The organism is Pseudomonas medicaginis (assembly GCF_965119365.1).
Classification (GTDB): Bacteria; Pseudomonadota; Gammaproteobacteria; order Pseudomonadales; family Pseudomonadaceae; genus Aquipseudomonas.
Genome location: NZ_OZ221631.1, coordinates 5,952,943 through 5,968,479 on the forward strand (window position 1 = coordinate 5,952,943; position 15,537 = coordinate 5,968,479).

At 62.7% G+C, this 15,537-nt stretch carries 14 protein-coding genes; 9 read left to right on the top strand and 5 right to left on the bottom strand.

Annotated elements, in window-relative coordinates:
* The first annotated feature begins 254 nt into the window (after positions 1-254).
* The 8 genes from ACMTA2_RS26190 (at position 255) to ACMTA2_RS26225 (ending at position 9,307) form a co-directional block, all read left to right on the top strand.
* Positions 255-980, top strand: a complete 726-nt coding sequence (locus ACMTA2_RS26190) for an RDD family protein (RefSeq protein WP_413792396.1) — start codon at positions 255-257, stop codon at positions 978-980.
* Positions 977-1,951, top strand: a complete 975-nt coding sequence (locus tag ACMTA2_RS26195) for a stage II sporulation protein M (protein WP_413792397.1) — start codon at positions 977-979, stop codon at positions 1,949-1,951. The genes ACMTA2_RS26190 and ACMTA2_RS26195 overlap by 4 nt, the downstream gene beginning before the upstream one ends.
* Complete coding sequence (locus ACMTA2_RS26200; protein WP_413792398.1) at positions 1,938-3,479, top strand: DUF4129 domain-containing protein; 1,542 nt, start codon at positions 1,938-1,940, stop codon at positions 3,477-3,479. The genes ACMTA2_RS26195 and ACMTA2_RS26200 overlap by 14 nt, the downstream gene beginning before the upstream one ends.
* Positions 3,476-4,639: a DUF4350 domain-containing protein gene (locus ACMTA2_RS26205; protein WP_413792399.1), complete on the top strand. Its 1,164-nt coding sequence runs from the start codon at positions 3,476-3,478 to the stop codon at positions 4,637-4,639. Before ACMTA2_RS26200 ends, ACMTA2_RS26205 begins: the two co-directional genes overlap by 4 nt.
* Positions 4,640-4,799: 160 nt before the next feature.
* The gene (locus ACMTA2_RS26210) at positions 4,800-5,987 is read left to right on the top strand and encodes a Fic family protein (RefSeq protein ID WP_413792400.1); all 1,188 of its coding nucleotides are present in this window, start codon (positions 4,800-4,802) and stop codon (positions 5,985-5,987) included.
* Between the two features lie 96 nt (positions 5,988-6,083).
* Positions 6,084-7,091 (top strand): AAA family ATPase, encoded by a 1,008-nt coding sequence (locus tag ACMTA2_RS26215; protein WP_413792401.1) that lies wholly within the window; start codon positions 6,084-6,086, stop codon positions 7,089-7,091.
* A gap of 175 nt (positions 7,092-7,266) precedes the next feature.
* The gene (locus ACMTA2_RS26220) at positions 7,267-8,598 is read left to right on the top strand and encodes a DUF58 domain-containing protein (RefSeq protein ID WP_413792402.1); all 1,332 of its coding nucleotides are present in this window, start codon (positions 7,267-7,269) and stop codon (positions 8,596-8,598) included.
* Positions 8,599-8,938: 340 nt separating this feature from the next.
* Complete coding sequence (locus ACMTA2_RS26225) at positions 8,939-9,307, top strand: DUF6124 family protein (RefSeq protein ID WP_413792403.1); 369 nt, start codon at positions 8,939-8,941, stop codon at positions 9,305-9,307.
* A gap of 138 nt (positions 9,308-9,445) precedes the next feature.
* On the opposite strand, the gene ACMTA2_RS26230 is transcribed toward ACMTA2_RS26225, so the two are convergent.
* The gene (locus tag ACMTA2_RS26230; RefSeq protein WP_413792404.1) at positions 9,446-9,805 is read right to left on the bottom strand and encodes a PilZ domain-containing protein; all 360 of its coding nucleotides are present in this window, start codon (positions 9,803-9,805) and stop codon (positions 9,446-9,448) included.
* A gap of 284 nt (positions 9,806-10,089) precedes the next feature.
* Entirely contained in the window at positions 10,090-10,461 is a 372-nt protein-coding gene (locus ACMTA2_RS26235; protein WP_207964963.1) for a tetratricopeptide repeat protein, read from the bottom strand.
* Between the two features lie 357 nt (positions 10,462-10,818).
* Between ACMTA2_RS26235 and pyk the strand changes: the two genes are divergently transcribed.
* Positions 10,819-12,270: a pyruvate kinase gene (gene pyk, locus ACMTA2_RS26240; protein WP_413792405.1), complete on the top strand. Its 1,452-nt coding sequence runs from the start codon at positions 10,819-10,821 to the stop codon at positions 12,268-12,270.
* 192 nt (positions 12,271-12,462) lie between these two features.
* On the opposite strand, the gene ACMTA2_RS26245 is transcribed toward pyk, so the two are convergent.
* The 3 genes from ACMTA2_RS26245 to ACMTA2_RS26255 are packed head-to-tail and all read right to left on the bottom strand — an operon-like array spanning position 12,463 to position 15,275.
* Positions 12,463-13,212 carry an enoyl-CoA hydratase-related protein gene (locus tag ACMTA2_RS26245; RefSeq protein ID WP_413792406.1) on the bottom strand — a complete coding sequence of 250 codons (750 nt, stop codon included), beginning with the start codon at positions 13,210-13,212 and terminating at the stop codon, positions 12,463-12,465.
* A gap of 28 nt (positions 13,213-13,240) precedes the next feature.
* Entirely contained in the window at positions 13,241-14,176 is a 936-nt protein-coding gene (locus tag ACMTA2_RS26250; protein ID WP_413792407.1) for an iron-sulfur-binding ferredoxin reductase, read from the bottom strand.
* Positions 14,169-15,275 carry a GGDEF domain-containing protein gene (locus tag ACMTA2_RS26255; protein ID WP_413792408.1) on the bottom strand — a complete coding sequence of 369 codons (1,107 nt, stop codon included), beginning with the start codon at positions 15,273-15,275 and terminating at the stop codon, positions 14,169-14,171. Before ACMTA2_RS26255 ends, ACMTA2_RS26250 begins: the two co-directional genes overlap by 8 nt.
* Positions 15,276-15,537 lie beyond the last annotated feature (262 nt).

The window sequence follows — 15,537 nt, forward strand, 5'->3', positions numbered from 1 at the left end:
TTTGAATTCCAACACGGGGTTCCCCCACCCCATGTGGGAGCGAGCTTGCTCGCGATAGCGGTGGTTCAGCTTGCATCCATGTTGAATGGGCTGCCTCATCGCGAGCAAGCTCGCTCCCACAGTTGATCTGCGGGGCCCACGAATCCTGTTGCAAACCATGAAATGACCTGCACAGTTCTATCGTTTGCCCGCACGAAGACTGCTAGCATCGGGGCCGAGATCGAATGTTCGGATCGGCCCATCACAGGTTGCCCATGCTCGAGACACCAGCACTGCAAAGGAACGCGTCGCTGCCCGCGCCCCTGGACACGCGTTACCAGGTTGAAACGCCGGAAGGCATCGACCTGCCGCTGCGCCCGGCGGGGCTGATGCCTCGTGCAATCGCCTTCGCCATCGACCTGGGCATACGCGGGCTGGTCCTGGGTGTTTTTTTCCTGGTCCTGGCGTTTTTCGGCGAGCTGGGCCTCGGTCTGGGCTCCATCCTGCTGTTTGTCGTCAGTTGGTGGTACATGGTGCTGTTCGAGGTACTCAACCAGGGGCGCTCTCCCGGCAAGCAGATCATGGGACTGCGCGTGGTGCAGGACGATGGGCGGCCCATCGGCTGGTCGGCGTCGTTGATCCGCAACCTCCTGCGCTTCGTCGACATGCTGCCCTTCGGCTACACCTTCGGGGCTATCTGTTGCCTGCAGCATCCGGCGTTCAAGCGCCTGGGCGACCTCGCGGCCGGCACGCTGGTGGTGTATCGCGAACAACCGGTCAAACGCCCCGCATTGCCAATCGCCCCGCCTATACGCCCGCCTTTCCCCCTGAGCCTGCAGGAGCAACGCGCCGTGCTGGGCTTCGCCGAACGCCAGGCAGAACTGTCCCAGGCGCGGGTCAACGAACTGGCCGCCATCCTGGCCGCGCCGCTGAACGTCCAGGTGCCGAACGCCACCGCCGAACTCAATGGCATCGCCCGCGGCCTGTTGGGGGCGACATGAAGCAAAGCCTGTTCGAAAGTCGCCACCAAGAAGAATGGGAGCAGCTGTCCCGGCAACTCGATCAATTGGAGCGCAACCGCGTCGTGCCCCAGAGTGGTGACTTCCCCGCCGCCTACCGACGGCTTTGCCATCACCTGGCACTGGCCCAGGCCCGGGGCTACAGCAGCTTGCTGGTCGACACCCTGCAACAATTGGCGCTGCGCGGTCACCAGCAACTCTACCGGGATCGCAGCCGACCATCGGCCGGCCTCTCGGCCTTTGTCCTGGTCGGTTTCCCTCGTCTGGTGCGCGAACAATGGCGTTTCGTGCTGGCCGCCAGCCTGATGTTCCTGGGCAGCCTGGTCGGCATCGGGCTGCTGGTCTACCTGTTTCCGGAACTGGTCTACAGCGTGCTGGGCGCCGACGAAATCAGCCAGATCCGCAGCATGTATGACCCGGCCTCCGGGCATCTGGGGCGCTCGGTCGAACGGGCCGCCAGCGAAGACTGGGTCATGTTCGGCTACTACATCATGCACAACATCGGCATTGCCTTTCAGACCTTCGCCAGTGGCTTGATGTTTGGGCTGGGAAGCGTGTTCTTCCTGCTGTTCAATGGCCTGACCATTGGCGCGGTGGCCGGGCACCTGACCCAGATCGGTTCCGGCGCAACCTTCTGGTCGTTCGTGATTGGCCACGGTGCCTTCGAACTCACCGCCATTGCCCTGGCCGGCGCCGCGGGCCTGCAACTGGGCTGGGCGTTGATCGCCCCGGGACGCCTGACCCGGGGCGAGGCCTTGCGACTTGCCGCGGGCAAAAGCGTGCTGATGATCGGCGGCGTGATGCTGTTCCTGCTCATTGCCGCGTTCATCGAGGCCTACTGGTCTTCCAGCGCGGTGACGCCCGCCACCAAGTACACCGTGGGCGCCCTGTTGTGGCTGTTGGTGATCAGCTATCTGTCGCTTGCCGGACGGGCCCGCCATGCGCCTGAGTGATGTCACCGTCGTCATCCGCCCACGCACCACCTGGGAAGCCATGGACCTTGGCATATTGATGAGCCAGCAGCATCGACGCCTGCTGATGACCAGTTGGGCGATCATCACCTTGCCGGTGTACCTGTTGCTGACCCTGCTGCTATGGGACTCACCATCCCTGGTGGTGATGCTGTTCTGGTGGTTGAAACCGGCCTTTGACCGTCTGCCGCTGTACATCTTGTCCAAGGCGCTGTTTGGCCAAACCCCCACCTTGAAGCAGGCCCTGCGCCAATGGCCGGCGCTGCTCAAGCCCCAGTTGCTGGCCAGCCTGACCTGGCGCCGGCTGAGCCTGAGCCGCAGCTTCCTGATGCCGGTGGTGCAACTCGAGGGGCTTAGCGGTGAAGCGCGGACGCAGCGCTTGCGGGTATTGATGCAACGCAACCGCGGCGCGGCGCAAGGGTTGACCATCATCGGCGTGCACCTGGAAACCGCCTTGTGGTTCGGCCTGATGGCCCTGTTCTACCTGTTCGTGCCGCAACAAGTCGAACTGCAATGGGATTGGGAAACGCTGGTGTCAGCGGCCGAGCACGACTGGTTGTGGTTCGAACACCTGGTCAACTTCCTCTACCCGCTGCTGCTGATCTTGTGGGAGCCGGTGTATGTCGCCTGCGGCTTCAGCCTCTACCTGAACCGGCGCACGATCCTCGAAGCGTGGGACATCGAACTGGTGTTCCGGCGCCTGCGCCAGCGCCTGAGCGGCGTGGCCCCGGCATTGTTGCTGCTGGCCCTGGCAGCGCTGCCAATGGCGCCCCCGGCGTTTGCCGCCGAGGACAACAGCGGCCCCGACAGCCCGCGGCTGCTCAACCAGCCCCTCACCAGCGAAGCCTCCCGGGACGGCATCAAGGCGATCCTCGACGCCCCGCCGTTCAAGAACCCCGAGACCGTCACCCGTTACCGTTTCGGCGAAGAAACCGCCGAATCCGCCGAGGAGACCGAGGCAAAACCGGGCTGGCTCAAGGCCCTGTTCAAATGGCTCGCCGGCCAACGCTTCGACATCGCCGCCGCGCTGATCCAGGTGGCGCTGTGGGCCTGTCTGGTGGGGGCGATCGTCTGGCTGGCCTGGCACTACCGGGAACGACTCAAGGCCCTGGTCAATCGCCGACCGACACAACGCCCGACCGTGGAACGAGCAGCGCCGACACTCATGTTCGGCCTGGATATTCGTGAAGAAAGCCTGCCGGCCGACGTCGCCGCCAGCGTCGAACAACTGTGGGCCACACACCCCCGCGAAGCCCTGGGCCTGCTGTACCGGGCGCTGCTCAGCCGGTTGCATCATGACTTCAAGATCCCCCTGAAACCGTCCGACACCGAGGGCCAGGTGCTGCAACGCGTCGAACAGCTCGAACAGGACAACCTGCTGGGTTTCAGCAAAGCCCTGACCTTGCATTGGCAGAACATTGCCTATGGCCATCGCCCACCGCCGTCTCACCTGCAACAGGAACTGTGTGATGGCTGGCGCGGGTTGTTCGGCCCGGGAACGTCTCGATGAGCCGGCACGCGGGGTGGCTGATCGGCGCCGTTCTCGCCGCCGTGGTGTGCGCATTTGGTTTCTATCTCTACACCAAGGCCGTGCCCTACGAAGAGGTTGTCGAGCATGGCCCTTCCCCGCAAGCCCAGGCCAACCCGTACCTGGCCGCCGAACAGTTCCTGCGCCAGCAGGGAATCAACGTCGAGCACGCCAACAGCCTGGATGTGCTGCCCACCCTGGAGCCTCGCCAGCACAGCCTGCTGTTGCTGGGCGAGCGAACCCACATGACGCCAAGGGAAGTCGAACAGTTGATGAACTGGACCCGGGCCGGCGGGCGCCTGCTCTTTGTGGCCGAAGCCTTGTGGGACGACAGCACCGGCAGCAGCGGCGACCTGCTGCTCGACCGCGTACGCCTGCGGCAACTCTTGAGCAAGGACCTCAAGGAACCGGCCCCTGAATTGATCAAGGACCATTACCCGGAACTGACCAAGCTCTACCTGGAAGACGAAGAGGCGCCGGCGTATATCGGCTTCGACACCGACTTCCACCTCGAAGACCCGCATAACCTGGCCCAGGCCTGGGCCAACAGCGCGTTGTCGACCCACATGATGCAGTTGAACCTCGGCCTGGGCTCGATCACCGTGCTCACCGACGCAGAGCTGTGGAAGAACGACGCCATCGCCCAGTACGACAACGCCTGGCTGCTCTGGTATTTGAGCGTCGACACGGACGTCACGCTGCTGTTCAACAGCGACCACGACAACCTGCTGACCCTGCTGCTGCGGTATTTCCCTCAGGCACTGGTGGCGCTGCTGGCCTTGATTGCCCTGTGGTTCTGGCGTTCCGCGGTGCGCCATGGCCCACTGCAACAACCGGCCTCCAAGGCGCGGCGTCAGTTGGAAGAGCATGTGCAGGCCAGCGCCGGTTTCCATCTGCGCCACAATGGCCAGCAACACCTGTTGCACGCCTTGCAACACGACGTGCTGCGCCGGGCACGCCATCTTCACCCTGGCTTCGAACAACTGGCCGTCGCCGAACAATGGCAGGTCCTCGCCCGCCTGACCCGGCAACCCACACGCGCCATCAGCCAGGCCTTGAGCCCACGGCCGACACAACGCCTGTCCCGCGCCGAGTTCTGCCGCCAGGTCGCCCATTTGCAAACCCTTAGGAATGCCTTATAGATTTTTCCGCAGAAAAATCCGCAAAAACAACAAAAATCATCTACCTTACAGTATCGCCAAACCCAGTAATTACAGGCTTTATAGGTCGTTTTATTTTCCGCATAAATTTCCGCAGGAACTACCCAAAAAATAACCGTTCATGGTCGCTGGAAGCAAAACGATGATCACCTCGAAAACGTACCTTGATCCCGTACTGCCAGAAAGTCTGCCCGACTCGATCATTCAGGCTGCGGATCAATTGCCACGCAAGGCCGAATTTCTTGCCGGACGGCTGGCCGATGAGACATCCAAGCAACTGGCGGGCCTGTTGCGTATCACCAATACCTATTACTCGAACCTGATCGAAGGGCATCGAACCGAGATCGCCGACCTCCAGGTTGCTCTCACGACACCGAAACGGGAAAGAAAAGAGCTCAAAGAGCTTGCCGTGCAACACATGACGCAGCAGGAGGTGATGGAACGACTGCTTCGCATGCGGCCAACGGACAGTTTCTCTGCCGTGTTCGATCCCAAGTTGATCGCGGCCATCCATCGTCGACTGTTCAAGGACGCCTCCAAGCAGGAATTGACCCTGGGTGATGGTCGCATGATGGAGCCCGGCAGGCTGCGGGCCGAAGAGAACGAACAGGTCCAGGTTGGCGCGCATGTCGCTCCAGCCGCGGCTGTTGTATTGCCCATGCTTGAGCATCTGCAGTTGCACTACGGACGAATCAGGGATCCGCGACGCCAATTGATCGCGGCCCTGGCAGGCCATCACCGAGTGGCGCTTGTTCACCCCTTCCTTGACGGCAATGGCCGAGTGATTCGGATGCTCACCCACCTGCAACTGGTTCACCTGGGGCTAAGACCTTTCCTTTGGTCACTGTCTCGAGGCCTGGCTCGCAGGCAAGATGAGTACTATCGCTTTCTGGCCTCGGCTGATCGTCCTCGTGAAGGTGACCATGACGGGCGCGGCCAACTTTCACAGCGTCACTACTTCAACTTCATCGAGTTCATGCTCGATGTTTGCCACGACCAGATCGAGTACATGACGAACTCGCTGAACCCGGCCAAGCTGCGCGAGCAGGTCGTACATGTGTTCTCGACGGATCCTGACCTTCGCCGTGCCGGCATCCGGCCCACCAGCGCTGCTGCCGTGCTGGCGCTTCTCACCCAAGGGGCGATGCCGCGGGCGGAGTTCAAGGTGTTCACAGGCTTGAAGGATCGGCTTGCAACAGAAGAACTGGGCCGCTTGATCGAAGCGGGGATCGTGATCAGCAGTACCCCCAGATCCCGAACGGTGGGAGCGGGTTTGCCCGCACGCTTCGCCGGGTTGATCTTTCCAAACCTGCATTTCCAAATGGGCTAAGGTGTGCCGGCGACTCAGTTGTCACCACCCGAGCACTGAAGGATGGAAGAGTTAGATCACGAGAAACAGGATTTAACCGTTAGGAGAACGTAAGAATTGACGACTGAACAGAACGAACCTACCGACGGCCAGGCCCACGCCACCCAACAGCGCCAGCGTGCCAGTCAGTTGGCCCAGGCCATCCGCACCGAGCTGCACAAGGCGGTGGTCGGCCAGGGCGCGGTGATCGACGATGTGCTCACGGCACTGATCGCCGGCGGCCACGTCCTGCTCGAGGGCGTTCCAGGGCTGGGCAAGACCCTGCTGGTGCGAGCCCTGGCCCGCTGCTTCAACGGTGAGTTCGCGCGCATCCAGTTCACCCCCGACCTGATGCCCAGCGACGTCACCGGGCACGCGGTGTATGACTTGCAGACCGAGCAGTTCAAGCTGCGCAAGGGCCCGGTGTTCACCAACCTGTTGCTGGCCGACGAGATCAACCGCGCACCGGCCAAGACCCAGGCCGCGCTGCTCGAAGCCATGCAGGAACGCCAGGTCACCCTCGAAGGCCGCGCCCTGCCCATCAGCCAGCCGTTCATGGTGCTCGCCACCCAGAACCCCATCGAACAGGAAGGCACCTACCCGCTGCCGGAAGCCGAGCTCGACCGGTTCATGCTCAAGGTACGCATGGACTACCCCGACGCCGACCAGGAGCTGGACATGGTGCGCCAGGTCAGCCGCTCGACCCGCGCCGACATGCTCGACGTGCAGCCACTGCGCATGGTTTTGCAGGCCAAGGACGTGCAAGCGTTGCAACGCATCGCCAGCGACCTGCCGATGGACGACCAGGTGCTCGACTACGCCGTGCGCCTGGCCCGCACCACCCGCAGTTGGCCGGGCTTGACCCTCGGCGCCGGGCCGCGTGCCTCGATCGCCCTGGTGCGGTGCGCCCGGGCCCGAGCGTTGTTACGCGGCGGCGAGTTCGTGGTGCCGGACGACATCAAGGGCTGTGCCCTGGCGGTGCTGCGCCATCGCGTGCGCCTGGCACCGGAGCTGGACATCGAAGGGCTCTCGGTGGACCAGGTGCTGGGACAACTGCTCGATCAAGTGCCGGCGCCACGGTTGTGAATACGCACTTCGTGATGAAGAGACTCATTGTGGCGAGGGGATTTATCCCAGTTGGGCTGCGCAGCGGCCCCCTGGTTTTGTCTGACACACTGCAAGGGGCCGCTGCGCGCCCCAGCGGGGATAAATCCCCTCGCCACAAAAGTGCGCTCGGCATGTCCTCAAGGGGAATGCACCCATGAAACCCTCGCGCCTGCTCTTGATCTGGCTCGCGGCGCTGTTGGCCCTTGGCATTGTGCTGGGTGCACTGCGGGCACTCGGCGTAGCGGTGCCTGCGACGTTGCTGTCGATCAACTGGGGCCTGCTGCTGGCCCTGCTGGCCCTGGCGCTGCTCGACGCGGTGCGCGTCCGGCGCCTGCCCTCGCCGCGGGTGCAACGGCAGATGCCGGGAAGCCTGGCGCTCGGGCGCTGGAGCGAAGTACGCCTGACCATCGAGCATGATTTCGCCCAACCCTTGGGCATCGAGATGTTCGACCATATCCCCCAGGGCCTGGACTTCGAAAACCTGCCCCTGTCCGTCGCGCTTCAACCCGGCCAGCACAGCCAGATTGGCTATCGCGTGCGCCCGCTCAAGCGCGGTCACTTCGCCTTCATGCAATGTGAAACCAACCTGCCGAGCCCGCTGGGCCTGTGGACCGACAAACGTCTGCTGGACGCCGTCGACCACACCCGCGTCTACCCGGACTTCGCCCGGCTCTACGACGGTCAACTGCTGGCGGTGGACAACTGGCTCAGCCAACTCGGCATCCGCCAGCGTCAACGTCGCGGCCAGGGGCAGGAATTCCACCAACTGCGGGAATTCCGCGAAGGCGACAGCCTGCGCCAGATCGACTGGAAAGCCACCGCCCGCCATCGCACGCCGATTGCCCGGGAATATGAAGACGAGCGCGACCAGCAGATCATCTTCATGCTCGACTGCGGCCGGCGCATGCGCAGCCAGGGCGGCGAGCTGTCGCACTTCGACCACGCCCTCAACGCCTGCCTGCTGCTCAGCTACACCGCGCTGCGCCAGGGCGATGCCGTGGGCCTGAACACCTTCGCCAGTGATCAGACCCGTTACCTGGCACCGGTCAAAGGCACCGGCCAGCTCAACGTCCTGCTCAACACTGTGTATGACCTGGACAGCAGCCAACGCCCCGCCGATTACCAGGCAGCCGTCACCCAGTTGTTGGCCCGGCAAAAACGCCGGGCCCTGGTGGTGCTGGTGACCAACCTGCGGGATGAAGACGACGCGGATCTGCTCGCCGCCGTCAAACGGTTGGGCCAGCAGCATCGGGTACTGGTGGCCAGCCTGAGGGAAGAGGCCCTCGACCGGTTGCGCCAGGCACCGGTGCAAACCTTGCCCGAGGCCTTGGCCTACTGCGCAACGGTGGACTATTTGAACGCCCGGGCCGAACTGCACAAGCAGTTGGCTGCCCACGGCGTCCCGGCCCTGGATTCGCGTCCTAGTGAATTGGGTGCGGACCTGGTGACCCAATACCTGGCCTGGAAAAAGGCCGGGACGGCATAGGTCCTACGGCGGGCCAGCAAAACTCCGGCTGACTACAGCGCCTTGCGCAACGGCCTACAGATCCGCCAGAATCCGCCGGCTTGTGCGCCTTGGCCTTGCCCCGTAACTTGATCCGCGTCGCTGATATCCAGCGATCGGGTTTAGTCGCCCGGGGTATGTCACCAAGATGCATTGCGTTTCCATCAGTCGGGTATCCCTATCCCTGCTCTTGATGGTGACTGTGCGCAGGGCGCTTCGGCGCGCCGGTTTTGGTGCATTTCCCCGGTCGACTAACCTGCGTACAGCCGCCACCCTTCGTTTAGTCGCGGAGCGGTCAAGGCATTACTTAAGGGAAATCACTATGTTCAAGGCTACACCCACCCCCCCACACACCGATCCACTATCCCCCCACGAAACCCTCGACCCCGAAAAGCTCGACGAAGCAGCCCAAAGAGCCCTCGACTACTACCTCAAGCCCAACCACGGTCAACCTGACAAGAAGCCTGCCAAACAACCGGATTACTTCATCGTCGCCCCCGACGCCGACCCCGAAGGCATGCTCGCGCACACCTACGAAACCTTCTGTTCGGTGAGCACACTGATCTTGGATTTATCGGAAGACCTGGAAGGCGCCCCGCGCAACCTGGCCCTGGCGATTCACCAGATGGGCGAGATGGGGGTGTTGTTGCTGGAGAAGATGCTGGATAACGAGGCGAAGGTTCAGCGCTGAAGAGGCGTATGAGAAACCTGTGGAAGCGAGCTTGCTCGCGATAGCGGTGGGTCAGCTTGCATCAATGCTGAATGTGCTGCCGCCTTCGCGAGCAAGCTCGCTCCCACAAAGTCTTGCGCCAACAAAAGTGACCAGGGCTCAGGCCGATTCCGGCAACGAATAAAAACTGAAATATTGCCGCAACGAACTGATCAGTTGCCCGTATTCGGGCGGTGCCCATTTCAGGCTGAAACCGGCGTCGAAATGCATCGGCGTCACGTCTTCACGGCACCACAGGCAATTGGCTTTCAACTTGATGTTCTGCTGCGGTCCCTCATCGGAAGGGATTTTCAGGTGCAGTTCAAAGTCCGCACCCACCATCAAGGGCAGATGGCTGATCAACATCAGGCCATTCTCGGAAACATTGCCCAAGAAGCCGATAGGCCTGTCGTTGATACCGTTAAACACTTTGAGGAAATACGGCAACTGATGCCGTTCGATGCGGCGTTGCTTGTACATGTCTTGTATCGCTTTCTTAGCGGCCACATACCGGGCCTACCGATCACTTCGGAACGAACCCAAACGAGCCCGCTCTCCCCAATCCCGGTGCCAGACGCTATCAACCGCCTTATACCTACTTCTGCCGGTCTCAGGTGCTTCTATAAAGTAGAACGCTAGCGCTTACTACGGACTTGTACAAATATAGCCCAAGGTGGGGTGACAACCAGTCCCATGTATTAACTTTCATAAACACGACGGGCAGAGGAGCGTGGCCAGGACTGCGCCTGGCCACGGGAAGCCGCTCAAGAAGCCGGGCGGATCGCCGAGGCGCTGCGGGTCGGGTAATGGCCCAGGCTCTGCAGGGTTTCGAGCCGGGCGCGGGCGCGGAAAGCGTATTCGCTGTTTGGGTATTGGGTGATGATGAACTGGTAGGTCTGCGCTGCATCGATAAACAGCTTTTGCCGCTCCAGGCACTGCCCTCGCAACATCGAGACTTCCGGCTGCATGTAGCGGCGGGCGCGACTGGCCCGGTCGACCTTGGACAGTTCGAGCATGACCTGCTCGCAATTGCCACGGTCATAGGCCTTGTAGGCCAGGTTCATGTGGTGGTTCATCGACCAACGGGTGCAGCCCGTGACGCTCAGGGCCAGGGCAACAAAAAGCACGAATCGCATGGGAGGTTCTCCTGTCTTGAGCTCTGTATCGACCCGGAAGGGAAAATCTTCAACCTGAAAATGGAGCCGGGCTCGCGCTATGTGGCGAGGGGATTTATCCCCGTTGGGGCGCGAAGCGGCCCCCAAAAAGCCTGAAGCCCATTAACCTGGCACACCGCAGTGGCAGCTTTTGGGCTGCTTCGCAGCCCAGCGGGGATAAATCCCCTCGCCACAGGGGAATTGTGAACCTCTGGGAAGCGTGAATATTTTCAGGAATGTTCATTTCGAAAAACAAACGAAAAAGTAGTGCACATGAACAATGACTACACCCAAAGAGCATAGTAGCCTTCGCTGGCGCTTGAACTTGAGGAGTCTTGCATGTCCGTCCGTCGCACCAAAATCGTCGCTACCCTTGGCCCGGCCAGTAACTCGCCGGAAGTTCTCGAACAGCTGATTCTGGCTGGCCTGGACGTCGCCCGCCTGAACTTTTCCCACGGCACCCCCGACGAGCACAAGGCTCGTGCCAAGCTGGTGCGCGACCTCGCCGCCAAGCACGGCCGCTTCGTGGCCCTGCTGGGTGACCTGCAAGGCCCGAAGATCCGCATCGCCAAATTCGCCAACAAGCGCATCGAGCTGAAGATCGGTGACACCTTCACCTTCTCCACCAGCCATCCGCTGACCGAAGGCAACCAGCAGGTGGTGGGCATCGACTACCCGGACCTGGTCAAGGATTGCGGCGTGGGCGACGAGCTGCTGCTCGACGACGGTCGCGTGGTGATGCGCGTCGAGACCGCCACCGCCACCGAACTGAACTGCATCGTGACCATCGGCGGCCCGCTGTCGGACCACAAAGGCATCAACCGTCGCGGTGGTGGCCTGACCGCCCCGGCCCTGACCGAGAAAGACAAGGCCGACATCAAGCTGGCCGCGGAAATGGAAGTCGACTACCTGGCCGTGTCCTTTCCCCGTGACGCGGCTGATATGGAGTACGCCCGTCAACTGCGCGACGAAGCCGGCGGCACCGCCTGGCTGGTGGCCAAGATCGAACGCGCCGAAGCCGTGGCCGACGACGAAACCCTCGACGGCCTGATCAAGGCGTCCGACGCCGTGATGGTGGCCCGCGGCGACCTGGGCGTGGAAATCGGCGACGCCGAGCTGGTGGGCATCCAGAAGAAGATCATTCTGCACGCACGCCGCCACAACAAAGCGGTGATCGTCGCGACCCAGATGATGGAGTCGATGATCCAGAACCCGATGCCGACCCGCGCCGAAGTGTCCGACGTAGCCAACGCCGTGCTGGACTACACCGACGCCGTGATGCTCTCGGCCGAAAGCGCCGCGGGCCTCTACCCGCTCGAAGCGGTGCAAGCCATGGCGCGTATTTGCATCGGCGCTGAAAAGCACCCGACCAGCAAAACCTCCAGCCACCGCATCGGCAAGACCTTCGAGCGCTGCGACGAGAGCATCGCCCTGGCGACGATGTACACCGCCAACCACTTCCCGGGCGTGAAGGCGATCATCGCCCTGACCGAAAGTGGCTACACGCCGCTGATCATGTCGCGCATCCGCTCCTCGGTGCCGATCTACGCGTTCTCCCCGCACCGCGAAACCCAGGCCCGGGCGTCCATGTTCCGTGGCGTCTACACCGTGCCGTTCGACCCGGCCGCCCTGCAACCGGGCGAAGTCAGCCAGGCGGCGGTGGATGAACTGGTCAAGCGCGGCGTGGTGCAGACCGGTGACTGGGTCATCCTGACCAAGGGCGACAGCTACCACACCATCGGCGGCACCAACGGGATGAAAATCCTGCACGTTGGCGACCCGATGGTCTGAGTGACCGAGCGCTGAAAAACAAAAGCCCTGCCCTGTGAATGGCGGGGCTTTTTGGTTTTTGCCTTGAAGCCTGTGCGGTCTGGTCTGGCGCCATCGCGAGCAAGCTCGCTCCCACAGGGGTTTCATGAACACCACAGAGCTACTGTGGGAGCGAGCTTGCTCGCGATGGCGCCAGGCCAGGCGCTACAGAATTCAATGCCTGTTGATAACCCCCGACAACGCCGCTACCGCCTCGGGCGAGCGCAGGCGTTGGGTAAACAACTTGCCCTCTTCTTCAATCACTTGGCGCAACAGTTCCCGGTCCGGCGCCCTCATCAGTTGCTTGCTGATGTGCACCGCGTCGGGCGGCAGCGATTCGAAGCGCAACGCCACTTCCCGGGCCTTGGCCAATGCCGCCTCGCCACTGTCCAGCGCTTCGGTGGCAATGCCCCAGGCGACCGCTTGTTCACCGCTGAAGCCCTCGCCCAACAGCAACAATTGCGCGGCCCTGGCCTGGCCCAGCAGTCGCGGCAGGATCAGGCTGGAGCCAAACTCCGGGCACAGCCCCAGGTTGACGAACGGCATGCGCAGCCGCGCGTCCCGGCTGACGTAGACCAGGTCGCAATGCAGCAGCAACGTGGTGCCGATGCCCACCGCCGACCCGGCCACGGCGGCAATCACCGGTTTGCGGCAATCGAGCAGGCTGAGCATGAACTGGAACACCGGGTTATCGAGGTCGTTCGGTGGTTGTTCGAGGAAGTCGATGATGTCGTTGCCGGCGGTGAAGCAGTCGCTGGAGCCGGTGAGCAGCACTGCGCGAATCTGCGGGTCGGTATCGGCCATCGCCAGGGCTTGGGCCAATTGACTGTACATGGCCCGGGTCAGGGCGTTTTTCTTGTCCGGGCGGTTCAAGCGCACGGTCAGCAGGCCGTGTGCACGGTCGAGCAACAAGGTTTCGGTCATGGTCGGTCTCGCGTCTGGAACTCAGCGCTCAACCACGGGGCAGGAAGACGTCGGCCAGCAGTTGATTGCGCGGCAAGCCGGCCAGGTACAAACGTTTGGCAAAGGCCTCGACCCGGTCGGGATGGCCGCAGAGTAAGGCCTGGGTTTGCCGGGAAACAAGCCGCAGTTGCGCCAAGGCGGACGGCGCCTCGGCCGCGGTCAGCAGCTCCACCGAGAGGTTTTGATGCTTGGCCGCCAGCGCTGCCAAGGGTTTGGCCAGGTAATGCCCGGCCGCGTCATGGGCCACGTGAATAAGACGAATCGCGCCTTGGTGATGCTGGCGCAAGGCTTCGCGCAGCAAGCCGAACAACGGCGCCAGGCCGGTGCCGGCGGCGAGCAGCCACAGCGGCCTGGCGTGCCAGTCGGGGTCGTAGTGCAAGGCTCCGCCACGCAGTTCGCCCAAGCGGATCGGGTCACCGGCCTTCATCTGCCGGGCCGCCTCGACGAACTGGCCGGGCTCGCGGCAATCGAGGTGGAACTCCAGGAAACGGTCTTCTTCGGGCAGGCTCGCCAGGGAATACGGCCGGGCCACCTCACCGGCCCAGAGCACCAGGTGCTGCCCGGCGCGATACCGCAACGGTCGCTCGGGGGTGATGCGCAACCGCAGCACCTCAGCGCCCAGCCAATCCACCGCCATCACTTGGGCGCCCTGGCCGTCGCGTTGCGGGTCGAAGGTGTGGATCCGCACATCCTCGACCACCTGGCATTGGCAGGCCAGCCGCCAACCCTGGTCGCGTTGCACCGGGTTCAAGGCGTCGGGACGACTGTCGCGCACATCACCGCCCACACACTGCACCAGGCAGGCGTGGCAGCTACCGGCGCGGCAACTGTAGGGCACCGGCACGCCGGCGCCGTTCAAGGCGTCCAGCAGGTTACTGCCCGCCGCCACCGTCCATTGCCGACCGGCGACTGTCAGTTCAGGCATCGACGTTCTCCCAAGCGGCGGCGCAACGATTGCGGCCGTCTCGCTTGGCACGGTACAGGGCCTGGTCGGCCCGCTGCAACGCGTTGTCCAGGTCATCGCCCATGTCCAGCATCGTCATGCCCGCCGACAGGCTGAGGGCGCCAACCTGCAAGCCGATCAGCTCGACTTCGGTGAATGCCAGCCGCAGCCGCTCGCAACAGGCCGTCAGGCGCTGGGGGTCGCAAGCGGGCAGCAGCATGACGAATTCCTCGCCGCCATAACGGGCCAGCACATCGCCCTCGCGCAGGCACGCGGTGGCGACCGCGGCAAATGCCTGGAGCACCTGGTCACCGGCGGCGTGGCCGTGCAGGTCGTTGATGCGCTTGAAATGGTCGAGGTCGATCAGGGCCAGGCCATGGGCGACGCCGGGCCTGAGGGTGTTGAGCTCGCGGGAGGCCAGGCGCAGGAAATGCCGGCGATTGAACAGCCCGGTCAGCTCATCGGTGGCCACCAGGTCTTCGAGCTGACGCATCATCCCGCGCAAGGTGTCCTGGTGGGCCTGCAAGGCAAATCGCCGCTGGCGCATGCGCTGACGAGAGGTCTGGACGTAGCGGGCGTAAAACACCAGCCACACCAGCACCAGAAACAGCACCGCCACCTGTAGCCCGGCCAGCGTGGGATCGGGAAGCCTGAAGAAATAACCGTCCCAGAGGGTAATCGCGGTGAAGCTGATGAACACCAGCGACGCGCAGCGCACAAAGGCCCGGCGTGACAGGTGGAACAGCCCGAACAGCAGGATCAGCACATAGAACACCAGGAACACGCCCCGGGCCTGGTCCAGGTGCGCCATCATCCAGGTCTGCCAGCCCAGGCCGATCAACACCTGGACTTCGGTGAGGCTGGGGTCGGCGAAGCGCAGGTTGCGGTCGGTGATAAACAGCGCGAACAGCCCGGCCTGGCACAACACGACCAACACGCTGCCGATGATGACACCGCGCAACGAGTCCAGGTAATGCCCACTGAAAAATGCCAGCCACAACAAAACCAGTGCCAGCGCGTACGTCGCGGCCGCCAAAGCGAAGCGTTTCAGCAAAAGACGTTGAATGGCGTTATGGGTCAATCGTTGACTCACCATGGGAAAGGAAACTGACAGGAGGCGTCCTACGCTACAGGCCAGACGCCACTTTAGTGGCGTGTAGGACAAATGACCATTCAATTCTGGAGCAGAAAAATGGCGTCAAAGCAATGGCCTAGATTGACGCAGTTGTTCGAGGTGGGCTGACCCCCTGTGGCGAGGGGATTTATCCCCGCTGGGCTGCGAAGCAGCCCTGAAAGTCAGTCACCTCGGTGTATCAGGTTGTTCGCCTTCAGTCATTTTGGGG

Coding starts and splice junctions, on each gene's coding strand:
- ACMTA2_RS26190 (WP_413792396.1), top strand. CDS start 255: ATGCTCGAGACACCAGCACTGCAAAGGAACGCGTCGCTGCCCGCGCCC.
- ACMTA2_RS26195 (WP_413792397.1), top strand. CDS start 977: ATGAAGCAAAGCCTGTTCGAAAGTCGCCACCAAGAAGAATGGGAGCAG.
- ACMTA2_RS26200 (WP_413792398.1), top strand. CDS start 1,938: ATGCGCCTGAGTGATGTCACCGTCGTCATCCGCCCACGCACCACCTGG.
- ACMTA2_RS26205 (WP_413792399.1), top strand. CDS start 3,476: ATGAGCCGGCACGCGGGGTGGCTGATCGGCGCCGTTCTCGCCGCCGTG.
- ACMTA2_RS26210 (WP_413792400.1), top strand. CDS start 4,800: ATGATCACCTCGAAAACGTACCTTGATCCCGTACTGCCAGAAAGTCTG.
- ACMTA2_RS26220 (WP_413792402.1), top strand. CDS start 7,267: ATGAAACCCTCGCGCCTGCTCTTGATCTGGCTCGCGGCGCTGTTGGCC.
- ACMTA2_RS26225 (WP_413792403.1), top strand. CDS start 8,939: ATGTTCAAGGCTACACCCACCCCCCCACACACCGATCCACTATCCCCC.
- ACMTA2_RS26230 (WP_413792404.1), bottom strand. CDS start 9,805: ATGTACAAGCAACGCCGCATCGAACGGCATCAGTTGCCGTATTTCCTC.
- ACMTA2_RS26235 (WP_207964963.1), bottom strand. CDS start 10,461: ATGCGATTCGTGCTTTTTGTTGCCCTGGCCCTGAGCGTCACGGGCTGC.
- pyk (WP_413792405.1), top strand. CDS start 10,819: ATGTCCGTCCGTCGCACCAAAATCGTCGCTACCCTTGGCCCGGCCAGT.
- ACMTA2_RS26245 (WP_413792406.1), bottom strand. CDS start 13,212: ATGACCGAAACCTTGTTGCTCGACCGTGCACACGGCCTGCTGACCGTG.
- ACMTA2_RS26250 (WP_413792407.1), bottom strand. CDS start 14,176: ATGCCTGAACTGACAGTCGCCGGTCGGCAATGGACGGTGGCGGCGGGC.